Here is an 18,853-nt window from a genome sequence, read left to right on the forward strand (position 1 = left end):
GACCTCGGCCTTCCACGCCGAGGTCCGTCAAAATATCCAAGACGCGCTACCCCGTGAATCGAAAGGCTGCTCCGCTTAAGTGAACAGCATTACGGATAACAGCGGGGTGACATGTCGTATAGAACGCGTCAATTCGCAGATGACCTGCGAGCGAAGGACAGCGATGGGCTGATCCAGGTGGCGCATGGCATAGGCAAAAAAAGCGGCCACGCAGGCCGCTTTTTCGCTATCGCTCACATTGCCGCGAGAGCGTCAGTCGCGGCTGGCCGTCAGACGTCCCAGCAGAAATGCCACACCTGCGGCAATCAGCACTTTATTCAACGGACGATCGGCCGCCCACTCACGCACGCGTTCAATGACGTCGCCGGCTGTGGCCTGCACGTCGCCAGCGGCAGCGCGCGCCTTGCCCTTGGCTTGCTGGTCGGCGTCGCCGGTCAAAGCACCTGCGGCGTCCTGGATGCGGCCGGCCACTTTATTGACGGTGCCTTCGACTTGATTCTCGTTCATGGGTAAAGACCTTACGGTTGGTTGACGTTGATCGAGACGATGCGCGAAACGTCGTGAAGAACATAGAAAGGGCGCACGCTTCCTCATCCGGCCGTTCAGGATAGGGTTCACCGGAGCACCGAATGAAAGTCAGAAAGAGCCGGCTCAAAATCTCCACGCGAGGTGCGGTGACGCCGTAAAGAGACCCTGATGCCGCATCGAAAAGAGCCATCGATTATGAGCCATCGAAATCGCCGACGAGCGGAGCCAACAACCCTCGTGGATCCGGCTCGCAATATCGGGGCCGAAACGGATAGTGACACCGGCTCCGCAGGCACGCCGCAGGGCAACGGCAATTCGGTACGAAGCGGCGATGTGGATGTCCCGATCGACGCCGGCGTAACTACCGATCGGTGAACAAGCGATGGCGTAGCGGAGCAGGGCCGTTCGAACAAAATGACAGCGCTACTATGACATTCTGCTCACGTACTGCCGCTGATACTGGCATCGCCGGTCAAGGTAGCTTCTCTGCCTCGCCACGGATGACGAATTCCGGCAATGAACAAATCGTGCAGTTCACTGCATGCCCAACCGCCCGGTCCTTCGCCGGGCGGTTTCTTTTTGGAGCTAGTCGATCTTGGATGTTTCGTCCCGAGTTTCGTGGAGGCTGTCTGGTGGAAGTCGCGCCTCCAGAACGGCGGCCTGCCGGGTGAGTGGCCGTAGTAATTTGCCTCGGCCTCTGTCGGCGGTGAGACATATGGTCTTTGGCATGGCCTATCGCTTTCGCGAGTAATACCAACTGGACCCTTGCAAGTACCTCCATTCCAGCAGCGATGCAGGCAAACGCGCGTTGGGCCAGCAGCGCCGCAATGCCGCCAACGCCATTTCCGCCGTTTCATGCCGACCGACTTCGCACTCATCGAGTAGCGTTCGCCACCGATGACCATGCTCGACAATGCGTAGCAAACCGGGTTTGGAAGGATGGACGTACTGCCTCAACACGAGCGATCTCCGTGGCCTTGGTACCCATAGCGTAGAGGCCGTGCGATGACGTCTTCTTTGTTGTCTCAAGGCAATGAAATGACTGAACAAACCGGGTGACCGTTTTAGAGCCGGCTGGATGCTGTAAAGGGCGAACTGTGCCCATCAATGAGAGCTACTGGCCGACTGTCTTTCCTGAATCTGCAAGGCCTCGGCTTCGTGTTTGCGAGTGACGACGCTGCGTTGAGCGTAGAGATAAGAACCCAAAAGCGAGACTTTATAAGAATCGCTTTCCGCATCCTGTTGCGTGCCGTAATCGCGCAATAAACGCAATTCGCGTTCGGCTTCATCCAAGTCGCCTTTAGCGATCGTCAGCTCCACGACGCGGCAAGCGGGCTCGAAGGATGCGTGAAGGCGTTCCAGAGCCTGCTTGTTGTGAGGATCGAGCGCCAAGACGCTTAAATAGAATTCGTAAAGGTTGCTGCCCTCGGGCGCGACGAGATGGTGGTCGCGAAATGCCGTCTCGGCAAGACCCGACAGAACGCCGATGCCGCTGGAATTGCCCACGGCGGCGCCATCCCCGGGCGCTATCGTCGAGGTATGAAAGTGCCACAATCCGAGGCCAAGCAACGCACTGACCGCGACAAGTGCCAACGCAAGAAGAATGTACTTGCGATGGGTACGAGCAAAGAGGCGCGACATGGCATTCACCGATTTCGGGTTGGTTCGCTGCATCGCGAAATGTTCTTGACAACAAATCAGCCTATCCATCCAGTGTTGCGAATCGATGTATGGCTGACATGTCGCCATGCCACGTCCGATGGTTTGAATTCGCTAAACGACAGACAAAAAAGAAGCCCCGCTTGGGACGGGGCTTAATTGGAGAGTCGGCGCACTATAGCGTCGCACTGTGACAGTTTCGTGTGTAACGGAACGGTACGCAAAAGAACGCTGGCAACAGGCTTTCATAACCTTCGATCGCCCGAAGGGCTTTTGTGCATGGAAAAAACTGGACGCCAAACAAAAGCGAACGACTGTCAGATGCTCGTGATACTTTCCCACCACGAACCCAACCACCTCATACAAATGGTGAGTGCCTTTTGAGGCGCTATAGCTCACATGGCCATAGACATCGGTTCGATCCATTCCAACCTGTCGCTGCTCGACCAAGCCACCGGCGGTTCGGGCCTGCGCGCGGTTTTTCAGCCTATCGTGCGACTGGATTCCATGGCGGTGGTTGCGCACGAGGGGCTGTCCCGCCCAACGAACGGTCTTGGCATACTCGACTTGCTCGATTTGGCCCGTTCCAAAGGACGTCTCGGCGAATTCGAGTTGCTTGCCGCACGTACGGTTTGCACAGCCTTTGCCGCTCAGGACGTCGGTGGCCGGTTGCTTGTCAATCTCAGCGCGCACACCATTCTCCACGGAGGCTTGAAGCCAGACCTGCTTATTGCGGCGCTGTCCGATGCGGGAGTGAGCCTCGACCGGATCACGATCGAAATTACCGAACGCGACATCGTGGAAAATCCAGCGGAGTTGGCGCACGCGCTGGGCTATCTTCGAGCACGGGGAACGCGTATTGCGCTAGACGACTTCGGTAACGGTCACTCCAATTTCGAGATGTGGAACGAACTACATCCCGAGGTGGTGAAGATCGATCGTTATTTGGTCCATGGACTGGCGCATAGCGCCGAAAAGCTTGCCATCGTCCGAGCCCTGTGCAGTGTGGCCGAGACACTGGGTGCCGACCTGGTTGGCGAGGGCGTAGAAGACGCGGAAGACCTACGACTGCTTCGGGAACTCGGTATTTCCTACGCGCAGGGCTTTCTACTGGGTCGGCCCGTTGCCAACGCCGTGATCTCTGCGAGCGGTGAGGCTCGCGAAGCGCTTCGACAACAAACGGTGCCGGTTCCTCCTCGCCCACGTGGGCCGGTTACCCAAAGGCCGCTGCAGGCGGCTCATCTCGTGATTCTCGCGCCGTCCGTCACGTTGCAGCACACCAACGACGATGTCGCTGGGGTCTTCGCTCAGCATAGCGAGATACACGCCGTGGCCGTCACCGATGGCGAACGCCCGCTGGGCCTGATCAATCGCAGGCTATTTACGGAACGGCTGGCGCAGCCTTTTGCGCGGGAACTGTTCGGTCGTAAGTCTTGCGAGACGTTCATGAACGTGTCCCCCTTGCTGTGCGATGAGAAACAATCCGTCGAGAGCATGGCCGATGTGCTTCGCGGCGAGGACCAGCGTTACCTTACTGATGGATTCATCATTACGCGTAACGGCTGCTATCTCGGTCTGGGCACGGGTGAGTCGCTGGTCAGGCGTGTCACCGAGCTCAGAGTCGAAGCGGCTCGCTACGCCAATCCGCTCACTTTCCTTCCCGGCAATATTCCGGTGACTGAACATATCGAGAGGTTGATGCGCGAGAGGCGCCCATTCGTCGCCGCCTATGTCGATCTCAACGACTTCAAACCGTTCAACGATCATTACGGTTACTTGCGCGGTGACGAAATGATCCGCTTGCTTGCAGCGATTCTCACCGCACGAATCGACTCCGAGCGAGATTTCGTTGGCCACATCGGTGGCGACGATTTCATGCTGCTTTTCCAAAGTGAGCAGTGGCAGTCCATCTGCCGCACTATCATTGCCGAGTTCAATGAGCGCTCGCGCTCCTTGTTCGATGCCGGCGACCTCGACCTAGGCGGCATCCACGGCGAGGATCGCCGTGGCGCCAAGCAGTTTTTTCCGTTGACAACGGTATCGATCGGCGCAGTCAACATTCAAACGTCGTTCCCTCGGCGTCCGGAGATGATCGCTACGCTCGCTGCGAGAGCCAAGCGTCGAGCAAAGCGCGAACGCTCGGGTTTCCATGTTCTTTCGGGTTATTCCACGGAATCAACCGAAGCCGCCGAGGGAGCGACGCCGTATTAGAAAGTGCGTTCGCCTCTTACCCAGACCTGGCGAACGACGGGTAATCCGTCCATCGCACGCATCCGTACGAGGTCCGCGCGATACCCTGGCGTAAGCTGACCACGATCATGCAGACCCAGCGCCCTGGCCGGATTCAGTGCGACTGTCGCTATGGCGCGTGGCATCGACCATCCTGCATGAGTGTGCAGCATGAACGCACCGTGCAGCAGACTCGCCGGCACGTAGTCGGACGACAGCATATCGAGGCGATCGGCTTTGGCCAGGTCCAAGGCTGAGGCATTGCCCGAGTGCGAGCCGCCGCGCACCACGTTGGGTGCACCCATGACGGTAGTCAGGCCAAGCTTTTTTGCGGCATCGGCAGCTATCAGTGTCGTGGGAAACTCGGAAATAGTCACACCGATGTGCTGTGCATGGGCCACTTGTTCCGCATTGGTATCGTCGTGGCTTGCCAGCACGACATTTCTGCCGCGTGCAAGGTCGAGGACGGCCTTTTCGTGGCGCGCACTGTAGCTGGCTTGTTGATCGACGCGACGCTTCACGACGTCGGCGAACTCCTCTTCGGTCCAGGTCATATGATTCTTGCTGTAGTACTTTCGGTACTGTTCGATGTCCTGGTACTGGCGTTGTCCCGGTGTGTGATCCATCAGCGACAGTAAGCGAACGCTGCTGTGATTCATCAGCGGCTCCAGCGCCTCGAGCAATCGCGGGTAGGCCAGTTCGCAGCGCAGGTGAATCCAGTGATCGGCGCGCAGGGCGCCGCTGGCCTGTCCGGCGAGAATGGCATCGTAGGTGCTACGCAGCGTTTCGATGCGCACGCTTTCTTCTTCAAGATCTCCAACCGACAGCGCATCGAAGACCGTGGTGATGCCAGACGCCACGATTTGCGCATCGTGGGTCAGCACGGCGGAAAGCGCTGGCCAGAGCACGCCGGCGCGGGGCATCAGATGTTTTTCCAGATTGTCGGTGTGCAATTCGATCAAGCCGGGTATGACGAAATCGCCATCGCAATCGATAGCCCCCGGAGCCTGCGTCGATCCCTCGTCCACGAGCCGAATGAGGCCGTTTCGGGCAATCAAGGTGCCGTGCACGACGTTATCGTCGAGCACGATGCGAGCATTGGTCAGAACCAAATCATTCATGGAGAAGTGCCGTTGAGTTGAATTCAAGCGATCGATAGCTGACGCATGGGGAATAACCGCGTTGCAACGCGATGGCGCATGTCGTCGTCGTGGAAGATGCCCAGTACTGCCGTACCGGCCGCGCGCGCTTCCTGCAGCAGTTCGGCGACGACATCGCGGTTGCCGCCGTCGAGCGAGGCCGTCGGCTCGTCCAGCAAAAGCAGCGGACGCGCAACGATCAAGCCGCGAGCGATATTGACCCGCTGCTGTTCCCCGCCGGAGAACGTGCCGGGTGGCAGACGCCAAAGGCGCTCCGGCACATTCAGTCGGCGCAGCAGGGCGCTGGAGCGATCTCGCGCCTCTTCTACGTGTGCACCTGCCTCGACCAACGGACCCGCAACAACATCCAGTGCAGGCACCCTGGGAATGACCCGCAGGAATTGGCTGACATAGCCCAGCGTGCGCCGTCGAACGTCGAGCACCTGATGCGGGGTGGCTTCGGTCAGATCGAGCCAGTCGCCATCGTGGCGCACGCGCACGGTGCCGCGGCTGGTGCGGTAGTTGCCGTAGACCACCCGCAGCAGGCTGCTCTTGCCCGCGCCGGACGGGCCGGAGAGCACCACGCACTCGCCGGCGTGCAGGGTGAGGTCGATATCGCTCAGCACGTCGAGATGCGTATCGTCTTGATGGTGCAGCTCGAACGATTTGCCTAGTCCGCGCAGCTCAAGCATCGGCAACGCGTGGTTGGTCGTAGTGGAAGCGGTCATGTCGTCAGCACCGAGGAAACGAGCAATTGGGTATAGGGGTGTTGCGGATCGTCGAGAATCTGGTCGGTGAGTCCGGTTTCGACCACGCGGCCGCCCTGCATCACCATGGTGCGCGCCGCCAGCAGGCGCGCCACCGCCAGATCGTGCGTAACCATCACCGCGGCCAGTCCCAGCTCGTTCACCAATCGGCGCAGCAGATCGAGAATGCGCGCTTGCACCGAAACATCGAGGCCAGCCGTGGGCTCATCCATAAACACGAGCCGCGGCTGGGTGACGAGGGTGCGGGCAATTTGCAGACGTTGCTGCATACCGCCGGAGAACGATGTCGGTGCATCGTCCACGCGCGCCGGATCAATTTCGACGCGCTCCAGCCAGCCTTTGGCGATAGCGCGCAGCTGGCCGTAGTTGCGCATGCCCTTGGCCATCAATCGTTCGGCCACGTTGGCGCCCGCGCTGACGTTGAGGCGCAGCCCATCGCGCGGGTTCTGCGTGACAAAGCCCCACTCCTCGCGCGCCAGGCGACGGCGACCGGCTTCGTCGAGCTCATTCAAATCCAGCCAGCTGTCGTCCCGCTGGTGGTAACGGACGGAGCCCGAACTGGCAGTCAGCTGTGCCGCCACTGTTTTGAGCAACGTCGATTTGCCCGAGCCGGATTCGCCGACGATGCACAGCAGCTCCCCTGGGTGCAGATCGAAACTGACGTCCTGACATCCGACACGCTGCCCGTAGTGGTGACTGAGCCCTCGGACTTGCAGCAGTGCGCTCATGCCGCCGGCTCCGCGCGACGCTGGCCGCAGTAATCGGTGTCAGAGCAGACGAACAGGCGCGAGCCGCGATCGTCCGTGACGACCTCATCGAGATAACTATCTCCCGATCCGCAGAGCTGGCACTGCTGCTCCCAGCGCTGGATCTCGAAGGGATGATCGTCGAACGCCAGGCTTTCGACGTGCGTATACGGCGGAATCGCGTAAAGCCGCTTTTCACGACCCGCACCGAACAGCATGAGCGCAGGCGAGCGGTCGAGCTTGGGATTGTCGAACTTCGGGATGGGCGAGGGCGACGTCAGAAAGCGACCATCGACCAGCACGGGATAATCGTAGCTGGTGGCAATGTGCCCGTATTGCGCGATGTCTTCGTACAGCTTCACGTGCATCAATCCATAGTCGGCCAGGGCATGCAGGGTGCGGGTTTCCGCTTCACGGGGCTCCAGCGTGCGCAGCGGTTCGGGTTCCGGCACCTGGAACACCAGAATCTGATCTTCCCGCAACGGTGTTTCAGGGATGCGATGACGCGTCTGGATAACGCTCGCCTCGCTCGTGCGTTCGGTTGTCGCCACACCGGTGACCCGCGCAAAAAACCGCCGTATGTTGACGGCGTTGGTGGTGTCGTCGGCCCCCTGATCGATGACCTTGAGCACGTCATCCGGTCCCAGCAGCGCCGCCGTGAGCTGGATGCCGCCCGTGCCCCAGCCGTAGGGCAATGGCATTTCGCGGCTGCCGAACGGCACCTGATAGCCGGGAATGGCGACAGCCTTGAGCAGCGCGCGACGGAGCATGCGCTTGGTGTTTTCGTCGAGAAAAGCGAAGTTGTAGTCCGACGTCATGGCTTGGTCTCCGGAGCGCGCATGTCCTCCGCGGCGTGCTGCCGGGCGTGCTGCTTGCTCAGCGTACGCAGCAGCGACAGCTCGGCCTGAAAGTCCACGTAGTGCGGCAGCTTCAGGTGCTGAACGAAGCCCGAGGCCTCCACGCTGTCCGAATGCGACAGCACGAACTCCTGGTTCTGTGCCGGCGCGACCGACGGCTCACCCAATTCGTCACAGCGCAGCGTGCGATCCACCAGCGCCATCGACATCGCTTTGCGCTCGCCTTCGCCCATGCTCAAGCCATAGCCGCGGGTGAACTGAGGCGCGAGTCCATTGCCACCGTGGAACTGGTTGATCATTTGACACTCGGTCAACGTGATCGAGCCGATCTCGATGGCGAAGCCCAACTCTTCGGGGCAGATCACGACGTCCACTTCGCCCATGCGGATTTCGCCGGCAAAGGGATGGCTTTCGGCATAACCACGCTGGGTCGAGTACGCCATGCCCAGGAGAAAGCCTTCGTCGCCGCGCGCAAGGTTCTGCAGGCGGGTGGCGCGATCGGCGGGAAACATCATCGGTTCGCGCGTCAGGTCGATTGGTTCGGGATCGCTGCCGGCATCGGCGCGTTCGATCAGGGCTTCGGCGTCGAGCAGATCCAGTACGCGCGGCATGGCATCCGGCAGCGGCGAGTCGCTCTGCGTGGACGGTTCTAGAGCGACGTTGCCGAACTCCAGCAGGCGCTGGGTGTAATCGTAGGTCGGCCCGAGCACCTGGCCGCCGGGGATATCTTTGAACGTGCCGGAAACGCGCCGACGCACGCGCATCGCGTTGGTATCCAGCGGCCGGGTATAGCCAAAGCGGGGCAGGGTGGTCCGATACGCGCGCAGCAAAAAAATCGCCTCCAGCATGTCGCCGGCCGCCTGACGCATCGCCAGCGCAGCCAGCTCCTCGTCGTACAGCGAGCCTTCCTGCATGACGCGTGCGACGCCCAGCCGCAGCTGCTCGCGTATTTGGTCCAGCGATAGCTCGGGTATGGAGGGGGCACCGCGGCGAGCCTCGGCGAGCAGCTCCAGCGAACGGCTTATGGCCTGTTCGCCGCCTTTCACAGCAACGTACATTCAATCCTCCAGGACACGAGTTGTGCGTGGTAACGCAACCATCCGGTCGCCAGCAATAAAGATCAGGTCGACGCCCAATGGCAGCTGTGCATGCATGGTCGTGCGCTGTTGCCAGAACGTAGCGGGCAGGCCTTCGATCATCAGCTGCTCGACATCGCGGATACCGGGTCCGCTGAAGCGCATGCCGTCGTTATCGGTAAAGCCATCGACCTGCACAATCAGGGTGGCGGAGCGATCGGGATAGCGCAGCTCGCCATGGGCAAACAGTGTGAGCGAAGGCATCGTCGCCGGTTCGGTGATCAGGGCGAAATCGGCTTCCATGGCGCTTTGCGTAAGGCGGACACCGGTGTGGAAGCGCAGATGTGTCGCCACCTCATCGTTGGGTTGCTGCAGCCAAAGCGTGGTATCGGCATCGCACAAGGTGAGCAGGGCGGCCATGGTCGCGGGCAGGATCGGCGCCGGCGCTGGCGCCACGACCGGCATGGCGCGTGGCGCTGCCGGGCGCGCCATCGCCTGGAGCAATTCGCGAAAGTTGCGCTGGCTGTCGAAGACGGGGTGAGCAAAGGCAGCAAGCATCATTCGCCCCGCACGACGGTAAAAAATTCCACCTTGCTGGCCGCGGCCTTGCGGCTGGCGGCCTCGCGGCGCAGGGTCAGCGATTTGCGCAGCGGCTCGACCACATGCGCCTGCAGGTGCGCACGCTGGTTGATATCCTGCATCAACGCATCGGCGCAGGCGGCCAGTTCGGCATGGCGACGGTTGCCGCCGCGGACCCACGCATGCCCGATGCGCTCGCCGATCTGCACGCTGCAGCGGGTCACACTGACCTCACCGAGATTGAACTGCTCGCCGGTACCGCCGATGCGACCGCGCATCATATACAGGCCGGTCTGCGCAGGGCGCAGCCAGGTCATGCCGTCGAGCGCAGGCGAAAATGCTTCCATCGCTCGCATCAGTTCGTCCGCTTCGGCCTGTGCCAGCAATGACATCCATTGCGCACGCGCCAAGTGGTCACAGGTGTCCATAGCTTGTTCCTCGGCTTGTCACAATTGTCTAGTTATCTATACAGAGCGGGACACACGATCCCGTCGCAGTGCATTCCAGCAGCTCAGCGTGCCGCTGCCATGACGGTGAATAGACAGGTAGGTGCAGTCGTATGAGCGAAGTGGAGCGTGGGCGTGGCGTAGCGCTATGGAGCCAGATTGGCGACATCCTCGCGGACGACATCTTTAAGGGCCGCCTGCGGCAGGGTGACATGCTGCCATCCGCACAAGAGTTGGCGACCCGGTTTTCCGTCAATCGGCATACGGTGCGTCGGGCGATGGCGGACCTGGAGCAGCGTCATCTGGTGCGTACCGAGCAAGGCCGCGGCAGCTTCGTCCAGGAACACACGCTGGACTATGCCATCAGTTTGCGCACCCGCTTTACGCAGAACATGCGTAATCTCAACGTCGATAACGACATCGAGATTCTGGAAACCGTGCGTGAGATTCCTCCGGCACAAGTATCCGAGGCACTGGGTCTGGGTCGCAACGAATATACCTTCCGTATCGACACCCTGAGCCATGCCGACGGCCACATCATCGACCACTGCACGGCGTATTTCCCCGCGGCACGCTTTCCCGGCCTGCCCGAGATCTACCGCCGCACGCGATCGGTGACGGCGACGCTCAACGAATTGGGCGTCAGCGATTACATGCGCAAACACACCCGCGTCTCGGCGCGGCTGCCCGAGGCGCAAACTGCCCGCCTGATGAAACAGCAGGCCAGTCGCCCGGTGCTGTACGTTCAATCCATCAATGCCGATACGCGCGGCGTGCCGGTGCAGTACGGCATTACGCGGTTCTCCGGCGACTGGGTGCAACTCGTGCTGATGGCGAACGACTGATGCGCTACGCGATTTATTATTGTCCCGGCATCAACACGGCGCTGGGACGTTTGGGGCGCGAGTGGCTGTCGGAGGCACTCAGTCTGCCCGGCATCTGCTCGGAACGACGCCAGGCGCTGCTGGCTGATGCCCGTCGTTACGGCTGGCACGCGACCATCCACGCACCGTTCGCACCGATAAGCGGAGCCAGCTATGGCGACGTGCGATCAGCGGTCACGGCGCTCGCGGAAAACGTCGCCCCGTTCGAATTGACGCTACGACTGGATCGGCTCGCCGGCTTTTTATCGCTGCGCCCCCTCGTTGACGGTATCCCCGAACGTGCGCTCGCTGCGGCCTGCCTCCATACGCTGCAGCCCATTCGCGCATCGCTGTCCGATGAAGGACTGCGGCAGCGCAGTGCCGGCTTGGACAAGGATGAGCTGGCCCTTTTGCAAAAGCATGGCTATCCCTATGTGCTCGATCGCTATCGCTTTCACCTGACCCTGGCGGCACCTGCCGGCGAACTGGAAGAACTCGCCATGCGTAAATGGCTGCAGCCGCGCGTAGCGGCTTTGCCGCCGGCGCGTATCGACGCGCTGGCGATCTGCCGGGAAGCTGATCCAGGTAGCCTGTTCGAATTGCTGGAGCGCGTCGCACTGCGTTCGGAGCGTGCGCCGTGAAAGAAGGGCGACTCTATTACGTCATGGGGCCATCGGGCGCTGGCAAAGACAGCGTACTGGCCTGGGTCCGTTCGCACGGTGTCTCGCACGATGTGCTTTGTGCGCATCGCTACATCACGCGACCGGCCGATGCCGGCGGCGAAAACCATGTGGCCTTGAGCGAAGCGGAGTTTCGTCTACGCGCCGAGCGCGGCCTCTTCGCGCTGACCTGGCAGGCGCACGGCCTTCATTACGGCATCGGCCGCGAAGTGCAGCACTGGCTGGAGCGCGGTGCCCACGTGCTGGTCAATGGATCGCGTGACGCGTACCCGCAGGCATACAAGCGCTTTCCTGCTTTGCAGCCGGTGGTCATTACCGCCAGCCGCGAGACGATCGCCGCACGTCTGGTCGCGCGCGGGCGCGAAAGTGAAGCGTCGATCGCCGAGCGTCTGGCACGCCGCGATGCCTATCATGTACCGGCCGATGCGCTGGTGATTCCCAACGACGGCAGCCTCGTCGACGCCGGAACAGCCTTATTGAATGCTATCAAGTGACCTGGCTGAGCCGAGGGTGTGCGAGATACCGTTGGTGAAACCAGCTAGGCGAGTGTCGGTAACACGCCCGGCATGTCAACACGCCGCGTCTTCGCTTTGAAGTACAGCGCCGACGCCAGTGTGATCAGCATGCCGATACTCGATAGCGCGACCACGGCGCTGGCATAGAACGCCGCCCACGATAAATGCACGCCGCTGAATTCCTTGAACAGAATGATCGCGACGCTGCCCATGTATCCACTGGCATCGGAGATATACATGATGAAACCGACGTTGCCAGCCACCTGAAAGGTGGCCAGCATGCGCTCGAAGAACGTGCAGTTGTATGGCACGTAGGCGAGATACAGGCCGAAGCCGCTACCGCCGACCCACCACACGGGATCGAGCATGCCCATGCCGTGTAGCCAGGTGGTTATCAAGGCGATCGCGAAACCACCGAAAATCATCACGTGGTTGAGCATCAGCGCCTTGAAATTGTCGCGTACGGCCATGGTGCATGCGGTAATCAGCAGCACGGCGATGGCGATCGGCACTTCAGTCTGAGTGAATACGGCCGCGCTGTTGCCGCGGCCAAGGTCGGCCCAGATTTCGGCCGCGAAATTGTCGCGAAAATCGCGCATGACGGTCAGTGCGATGTATGCCATCACGATCATGATCACGGCGGGCAGAAACTTAGCCAGAAAGGCGCGGCGGCTTTGTGCGTCCATCGGCGTGCGGGCGTTGCGCGCGGCCATATCCTCGGCGCTCGGCGCAGGCAGGCGTTCGAGTACCCACGTCGCCAGACAGAGCGGCGGCACAAAGACCATGCCGGTGGCGAACGGCATCCAGAATTCGCTGACTCCGTATCGCACCATCAGATACTTGCCCACGGTTTTCACGACTCCGGACGCCACGATAAAGCTGGCGCACATGAAAGCGCCCATCAGTTCGGTGCCGCGGCGGCCTTCGATGTATCCGAATATGACACCCCACACCATGCCGAGCGGCAATCCGTTGAGGAACAGGCAGGCGATATTCCACGGTGCGGGAATCAACGCAAAACCCAGCAGCGCGAGCCACGAAAAACCGATCAATCCGGCCAGCGCACGAGCACGATGGTTTCGTTGCATCGCGGCGATCCAGGTGATGCCACGCACTTTGCTGAGCATGTAGCCGAAGACCTGGGCGATGACCAACCAGACCTTGTAGTCAACGCCGGCGAAATGCAGTCCGGTGAATTCCGCCGCGGTAAACGGTTTGCGAAACGCATACATCGATGCGTACGCCAAAAAGGCGGCACCGCCTGCAAGCAGGTTGATCGCCATCCGATGGCGATAGGGGCCAGAGGACCAGGAAGCAAGAGGCATAAAGACAAACCACGGAGGGATGCCCCGCATGGTGTGGCCGCTAGATGACAGCGATGTGGCGTTGTCTAGGCCGGTCTGTCGGCCTGGCGGAAGATCGTTTTTCTTAACGGCCAGCACAAAAGCGCTCGCACTAGACAACCCCGCCCACGGATCCATTTCTTGGCAATCGGTTGAAACGTCTTTGCGCTCTGCTAGCACCGTACCAGGGGTAGCAACGGCATATTCCACCTGATCGGGAGAGCGACGTGAGCGAGATCAACGACATCAAGCGCCGGAAGTTCTTGAAAATGACGGCTGGCGCAGCGGGTGGACTGACCTTCATGTCCATGCTGCCGCCGGCTATTCGCGACGCGTTGGCCACGCCGGCCGCCACGGTCACTGGCACCATCAACGACGTGCAGCACGTGGTGATCTTTATGCAGGAAAACCGTTCGTTCGATCACTATTACGGTAGTCGACCGGGCGTACGTGGGTTCAACGATCCTGTCCCTGCACCGCTCCCGAGTACCACGCTCACCGCCAACAACGTTTGGCAGCAGCCCAGCACCGCCAATTCAGCCGGTTACACGGTGCCGTTCCACATGGATACCACAACGACCAACGCCACCTGCGTGAGCGCTTCGGCCATGGGTTTTACCGTCGATACGGAAATCGTCAATGGCGGCAAGTTCAACGCCTGGAATACGGCACGAACCGCGGGTCTTGGCATGGGTTTCTTCGATCGCGCCGACCTTCCGTTTTACTACGCGCTGGCCGATCACTTCACGATGTGCGATCAGTATTATTGCTCGACCCTGACCAACACCAACCCCAATCGTCTCTTCCTGTTTACTGGCACCAATGGCCTCTCGGTAAGCCAGTCCCCTGTATTGGACGACACCGAGTCGAGTTCTGGCTGGACCTGGACGACCTATGCCGAACGCCTGCAGGCGGCTGGCGTCAGCTGGAAGGTGTATCAAGAAGCCGATAACTTCGACGACAACGCGCTGGCGTGGTTTGCCAACTTCAAGAACGCGGCGACCAGTTCCGCCCTGTACAAGCAGGGCATGGCGAAGGTGACCGATATCGTCGCCGCTTTTCAGAACGACGTGATCAACAACACCTTGCCGCAGGTCTCGTGGATCATTGCGCCAAGCACCTTGTCGGAACATCCGAGCTATCAACCCGCCGATGGTGAAGATCTGTCCGCTCGTTTGATCAGCGCACTAGTCTCCAACGCCAGCGTGTATGCAAAAACCGTCTTCATTCTCAATTACGACGAGAACGGCGGTTTTTACGATCACATGCCACCGCCGTGCCCGCCGTCCAGTATCCAGGGCGGCTCGTCCACCGTCAGTACGGCTGGCGAACTCACCACGGTGAACGAATCGGGCAGCACGATCGGCTCGTCGCCGATCGGCCTGGGCTTTCGCGTACCGATGATCATCGTTTCGCCGTGGACTTACGGTGGGCGAGTGTGTTCGCAAGTGTTCGATCACACCTCGGTATTGCAGTTTCTCGAGCAGCGCTTTGCGGTCAAGGAGACCAACATCAGTGCGTGGCGACGCGCGGTCTGTGGTGACCTCACCTCAGCATTCAATTTCAGTGGCGACAATACCACCTGGCCAAGTCTTCCCTCGACCAGCAACTACGTTTCCCAGTCGAGCAATGAATGCTCGACGCTGCCGGCGCCCACCGTACCGACCAAGCAAACCATGCCTACGAGCGAGTCGGGTACGTATCCGGCATGCGCGCTTCCGTACGTTCTGGATGCACAGGGCAGCATCAATACCTCGGCCAATCAGTTCGACGTCAGCTTCATCAACACGGGCACGGTGGGCGCGGTGTTTCAGGTCTACGCTCTCAATCGCAGCAGTTATTCGGGGCCTTGGACCTATACGGTGGAAGCCAACAAGTCGCTGTCCGATTACTGGAACGGCAGCGTATTCGGCAGCGGCGTGTATGCGCTTCAAGCCCATGGCCCCAATGGCTTCCTGCGAAGCTGGCAGGGCAGTGCCCAGACGGCATCGGTCATGCCTGAAACAAAGATCACCTACAACCCTACGGGCAACAGCATTCAATTGACCATGACGAATGCGGGAACCACCAGCTGCACGATGACCGTGACCAACGGTTACAACAACGAAGATGTTCGCATGTACACGATCAAAGCCGGCGGCAGCGTCAGCGACACCTGGAATATCGGCAGCAACGCCAACTGGTATGACCTTAAAGCGACAGTCTCCGGCCTAGGCAACTGGCTGCGGCGTCTGGCTGGGCATATGGAAAACGGTTTGGGCAGCACCACCGAACCGCCTCACTGAATCCAGCGGCGATATCGGCGACAGCTCGCGCTGCGCCGCGTAAGTTCATGCACGCGTATCGTAATAACACGGCGCAAATCACGCGAAAAATCGAACGAATTTAGAGGCACTAGATAGGTGGCCATACCTGTCGCATAGACGCAGCCGCATTGAAATATCCGCACAACATTCACGCAATCAGATTCCGCTTCAATGCATGTCGCCGTCATCCGTAAGGCGCGCCCAGGGGAACACTTGAATATCTCGTCTCTGCTTGGGGAGCTTTACGACCTTAGTGCGCGCTCCAGGATGCTTCGCGCGACTTGCCGCTGACAGTTTCCGATCAAACCAAGAGTCCACAAGCACGAATGCGGTCTGCGTCGATATCTGCGCCATCGCTGGCTGAGTTCGCTGCGTTGTGACACGCCGCCTTAGACCATCTGGAGAGAACCTTGAAAGTCAATAAAATAGCCTTCGCGGTGTTGACTGCGCTCGTCGCAGGTCGCGCGTCTTATGCCGCTGAAGACAACACCCCATCACCCAACAGCGCACCGACCGTCGCCGCGCTCGACGCAACGTCCCCTGCGGCAAGCTCGAGCGCAGCGGCACCAGCGAACGCGAACACGCTGCAGACGATCAACGTCACTGCGCAACACACCACCCAGGACATCCAGTCCGTACCGATTACGATCCAGGCCTTCTCCGGCACAACGCTGCAGCAGTTGAACACCACGTCGTTCAGTGACCTGATCAAATACCTGCCCAATGTGACCTTCGCCGCGAACGGCCCGGGCCAGGGCAATATCTATATGCGTGGTCTGAGCACCGGCTTCCTCGGCAACCAGTCCAGCGCGACCATCGCACCGTTCCCGAATGTGGCCGTCTACTTGGACGACCAGTCCATGCAGTTCCCGGCGCGTAACCTCGATATCTACATGGTGGATATGGAACGCGTCGAAGTGCTCGAGGGTCCGCAGGGCACCTTGTTCGGCGGCGGCGCTGAAGCGGGCGCCGTGCGCTACATCACCAACAAGCCGAATCTCGACAAGGTCAGCGGCAGCGCCGAAGCCAGCACCAGTGTGACCGCCGGCGGCGCTCCGAACAACTCGGCGAACGTGGTGCTGAATCTGCCAATCATTCCAGGCACGTTCGCTTTGCGTGGCGTGATCTACAACGATCATCAGGGTGGTTACATCGACAACGTGCCCAGCACGTTCACCCGTCAGCCTACCGACGGCGGCGGTGTGATGGCTCCCTACATCGCCGCTGGCGGCACCTCGGTTTTCAACAATTATTCCGTGGCACAGAACAACTGGAATCCGGTCGATACCCAAGGGGCGCGACTGTCTGGTCTTTGGCAGATCAACGAGAACTGGAACCTGCTGATCGCCGAAAGCTACCAAAACCTGGACGCCAAAGGGCAGGCCTCGACCTATCCGATCGGCGCAGACGGCCAGAAGCTGGGTACCGACCAGATTACCGCCTTCGTGCCGGCCTGGAACAATGACCATGACACCAACACCGCCTGGACGTTGAACGGGCAGGTCGGCGATCTCGCGGTCGTATACACCGGTGGCTACACCAATCGCCGCATCAGCGAGCAGCAGGACTACACCAACTACTCGCGCAGCGCAGGTGGCATCTACTACCAATGCACCGGTACTTCCGCGGGTATTTCCAGCGCTGGCAAGCCGACTTGCTATTCGCCGGAAGGCTATTGGAACGACCACGTCACCAGCACGCATCAGAGCCACGAGCTGCGGTTCAGCACACCGGAAGACTATCGTTTGCGCGCCATCGGCGGTCTGTACTACGAAGACTTCAATATCGACGACCACATGCGGTTCAACTACATCACGATTCCATCGTGTACGCCGCAAAACCTCGCCACTGCCCTGGGCGGTGGAAACCCCTGCGTGGCCGTGGCGGAGTCCTCTCCGGGTGTCACGCTGCCCGCCGGGACGGCTTTCGGTGAAAATGCGAAGCGCGGTTACAAGCAGGAGGCAGCGTTCGGTTCGTTGTCGTACGACATCATTCCCGATGTCCTGACGGCCACCGCCGGCACGCGCTATTACCACTACTCCGAATACGAGACCGGCACGGAGTTCTATACCACCAGCGCTCAGGTGAACGTCCCCAACGGTACCTACGTCGGCGACGACACGGTGATCAATTCCCACACCACGTATAACGGGTTCAAGAGCAATGCGAATCTGACGTGGCACATCACGCCGGATGCGATGGTGTATTACACCTTCTCGCAGGGCTTCCGCCCGGGTGGTTTCAACCGCACGACCTCGGACGTTGCCAAACTCGACGGCAATCCGCAGTACAGGAAGCCGATCAGCTACGCGCCCGATACGCTGACCAACAACGAAATCGGTTTCAAAACCGAGTTTCTCGATAACCGCCTGCTTCTCAACGGCTCACTGTATGACATGCGGTGGGACAATGTGCAGCAGCAGTTCTTCAACCCGTTGGTGCTGGGTAACACCACGTTCGCGGTCAACGGGCCAAATTACAAGATACAAGGCTTAGAGTTGCAATTTCAGGCACGCATTGCCGATGGCCTGTCCCTCATCGGCTCCGGTTCGCTCAACCATGCCAAACAGACCAACTCACCGTGCTTGGTCAACAATATTCCGGGGTCGGCCGGTTATAACTCGTGCATCGTGGAAACCGGAGCCATTGGCGCCGAGACGCCGTTCGCTAACCCCTTCGGTGAGGTGGGCAGCACGCCGGCGTTCTCGCCCCGTTCGCAGCTCAACATGCGCTTGCGTTACGACTGGGAGTTCAACGGGGGCTATAAGGCGTTCTGGCAGATCGGGGCAAACCGCACCGGTTCGATGTACAACCAGCCGGCGACCTATCCCAGCGGCGCAGGCGTGACGGACATCACCACGGTGGAGCTGCGCTATCTGCAGGCTGGTTACAATACCGTCGACGCATCGGTGGGTGTGGCCAAGGACAGCTGGAGCGCTTCGCTTTACGGCACCAACCTCAGCAACAGCCATGCGAGCGTGTTTACATCCTCGGCCCAGTTCATCGAGTCGCAGGTACCCATCCATCCGCGCGTCATCGGTCTGAAGGTGGGTTACAAGTTCTAAACGAGTCGCGTCGCGCGAAGTCGATGCACATAGAATGGGGGCGGTCTTCAAGGCC

At 60.3% G+C, this 18,853-nt stretch carries 16 protein-coding genes; 6 read left to right on the forward strand and 10 right to left on the reverse strand.

Going from position 1 to position 18,853, the window contains the following annotated elements:
- Window positions 1-252: 252 nt before the first annotated feature.
- Together HDE78_RS20160 and HDE78_RS20165 are read right to left on the reverse strand one after the other, a co-directional pair.
- Window positions 253-507, reverse strand: coding sequence for a CsbD family protein (locus HDE78_RS20160; protein WP_179482898.1), 255 nt, complete (start codon window positions 505-507; stop codon window positions 253-255).
- A gap of 1,125 nt (window positions 508-1,632) precedes the next feature.
- Window positions 1,633-2,202, reverse strand: a complete 570-nt coding sequence (locus HDE78_RS20165; RefSeq protein WP_179482900.1) for a hypothetical protein — start codon at window positions 2,200-2,202, stop codon at window positions 1,633-1,635.
- A 384-nt stretch (window positions 2,203-2,586) separates the two neighbouring features.
- Here HDE78_RS20165 and HDE78_RS20170 point away from each other — a divergent pair, with 384 nt between their 5' ends.
- On the forward strand, window positions 2,587-4,398 hold the full coding sequence (locus tag HDE78_RS20170; RefSeq protein ID WP_179482902.1) for an EAL domain-containing protein: 1,812 nt from the start codon (window positions 2,587-2,589) through the stop codon (window positions 4,396-4,398).
- Here HDE78_RS20170 and HDE78_RS20175 read toward each other — a convergent pair.
- From HDE78_RS20175 to phnG, 7 genes are read right to left on the reverse strand one after another with little or no spacing between them, the layout of a single operon-like run.
- Window positions 4,395-5,537, reverse strand: coding sequence for an alpha-D-ribose 1-methylphosphonate 5-triphosphate diphosphatase (locus HDE78_RS20175; protein WP_179482904.1), 1,143 nt, complete (start codon window positions 5,535-5,537; stop codon window positions 4,395-4,397). The genes HDE78_RS20170 and HDE78_RS20175 overlap by 4 nt on opposite strands.
- 23 nt (window positions 5,538-5,560) lie before the next feature.
- Window positions 5,561-6,283 carry a phosphonate C-P lyase system protein PhnL gene (phnL, locus tag HDE78_RS20180; protein ID WP_179482906.1) on the reverse strand — a complete coding sequence of 241 codons (723 nt, stop codon included), beginning with the start codon at window positions 6,281-6,283 and terminating at the stop codon, window positions 5,561-5,563.
- Window positions 6,280-7,050: a phosphonate C-P lyase system protein PhnK gene (gene phnK / locus HDE78_RS20185; protein ID WP_179482908.1), complete on the reverse strand. Its 771-nt coding sequence runs from the start codon at window positions 7,048-7,050 to the stop codon at window positions 6,280-6,282. Before phnK ends, phnL begins: the two co-directional genes overlap by 4 nt.
- Window positions 7,047-7,886, reverse strand: a complete 840-nt coding sequence (locus tag HDE78_RS20190) for an alpha-D-ribose 1-methylphosphonate 5-phosphate C-P-lyase PhnJ (protein ID WP_179482910.1) — start codon at window positions 7,884-7,886, stop codon at window positions 7,047-7,049. Before HDE78_RS20190 ends, phnK begins: the two co-directional genes overlap by 4 nt.
- On the reverse strand, window positions 7,883-8,983 hold the full coding sequence (locus HDE78_RS20195; protein ID WP_179482911.1) for a carbon-phosphorus lyase complex subunit PhnI: 1,101 nt from the start codon (window positions 8,981-8,983) through the stop codon (window positions 7,883-7,885). The genes HDE78_RS20190 and HDE78_RS20195 overlap by 4 nt, the downstream gene beginning before the upstream one ends.
- Window positions 8,984-9,559 (reverse strand): phosphonate C-P lyase system protein PhnH, encoded by a 576-nt coding sequence (phnH, locus tag HDE78_RS20200; RefSeq protein WP_179482913.1) that lies wholly within the window; start codon window positions 9,557-9,559, stop codon window positions 8,984-8,986.
- Complete coding sequence (phnG, locus tag HDE78_RS20205; RefSeq protein WP_179482914.1) at window positions 9,559-10,008, reverse strand: phosphonate C-P lyase system protein PhnG; 450 nt, start codon at window positions 10,006-10,008, stop codon at window positions 9,559-9,561. The genes phnH and phnG overlap by 1 nt, the downstream gene beginning before the upstream one ends.
- Window positions 10,009-10,139: 131 nt before the next feature.
- Between phnG and phnF the strand changes: the two genes are divergently transcribed.
- Genes phnF through phnN form a run of 3 tightly spaced genes read left to right on the forward strand, consistent with a single transcriptional unit; the run spans window position 10,140 to window position 12,063 of the window.
- The gene (phnF, locus tag HDE78_RS20210; RefSeq protein ID WP_179482916.1) at window positions 10,140-10,871 is read left to right on the forward strand and encodes a phosphonate metabolism transcriptional regulator PhnF; all 732 of its coding nucleotides are present in this window, start codon (window positions 10,140-10,142) and stop codon (window positions 10,869-10,871) included.
- Window positions 10,871-11,530 carry a DUF1045 domain-containing protein gene (locus HDE78_RS20215; RefSeq protein ID WP_179482918.1) on the forward strand — a complete coding sequence of 220 codons (660 nt, stop codon included), beginning with the start codon at window positions 10,871-10,873 and terminating at the stop codon, window positions 11,528-11,530. Before phnF ends, HDE78_RS20215 begins: the two co-directional genes overlap by 1 nt.
- The gene (gene phnN, locus HDE78_RS20220; protein ID WP_179482919.1) at window positions 11,527-12,063 is read left to right on the forward strand and encodes a phosphonate metabolism protein/1,5-bisphosphokinase (PRPP-forming) PhnN; all 537 of its coding nucleotides are present in this window, start codon (window positions 11,527-11,529) and stop codon (window positions 12,061-12,063) included. The genes HDE78_RS20215 and phnN overlap by 4 nt, the downstream gene beginning before the upstream one ends.
- A 44-nt stretch (window positions 12,064-12,107) precedes the next feature.
- Here phnN and HDE78_RS20225 read toward each other — a convergent pair whose 3' ends face one another.
- Complete coding sequence (locus tag HDE78_RS20225; RefSeq protein WP_218862611.1) at window positions 12,108-13,409, reverse strand: DUF5690 family protein; 1,302 nt, start codon at window positions 13,407-13,409, stop codon at window positions 12,108-12,110.
- A gap of 245 nt (window positions 13,410-13,654) precedes the next feature.
- Here HDE78_RS20225 and HDE78_RS20230 point away from each other — a divergent pair, with 245 nt between their 5' ends.
- Both HDE78_RS20230 and HDE78_RS20235 read left to right on the forward strand, forming a co-directional pair.
- Window positions 13,655-15,712: a phospholipase C, phosphocholine-specific gene (locus tag HDE78_RS20230; protein WP_179482921.1), complete on the forward strand. Its 2,058-nt coding sequence runs from the start codon at window positions 13,655-13,657 to the stop codon at window positions 15,710-15,712.
- A 431-nt stretch (window positions 15,713-16,143) separates the two neighbouring features.
- Window positions 16,144-18,798: a TonB-dependent receptor gene (locus HDE78_RS20235; protein ID WP_179482923.1), complete on the forward strand. Its 2,655-nt coding sequence runs from the start codon at window positions 16,144-16,146 to the stop codon at window positions 18,796-18,798.
- Window positions 18,799-18,853 lie beyond the last annotated feature (55 nt).

Origin of the sequence: Rhodanobacter sp. K2T2 (assembly GCF_013408815.1) — a bacterium.
GTDB lineage: Bacteria > Pseudomonadota > Gammaproteobacteria > Xanthomonadales > Rhodanobacteraceae > Rhodanobacter.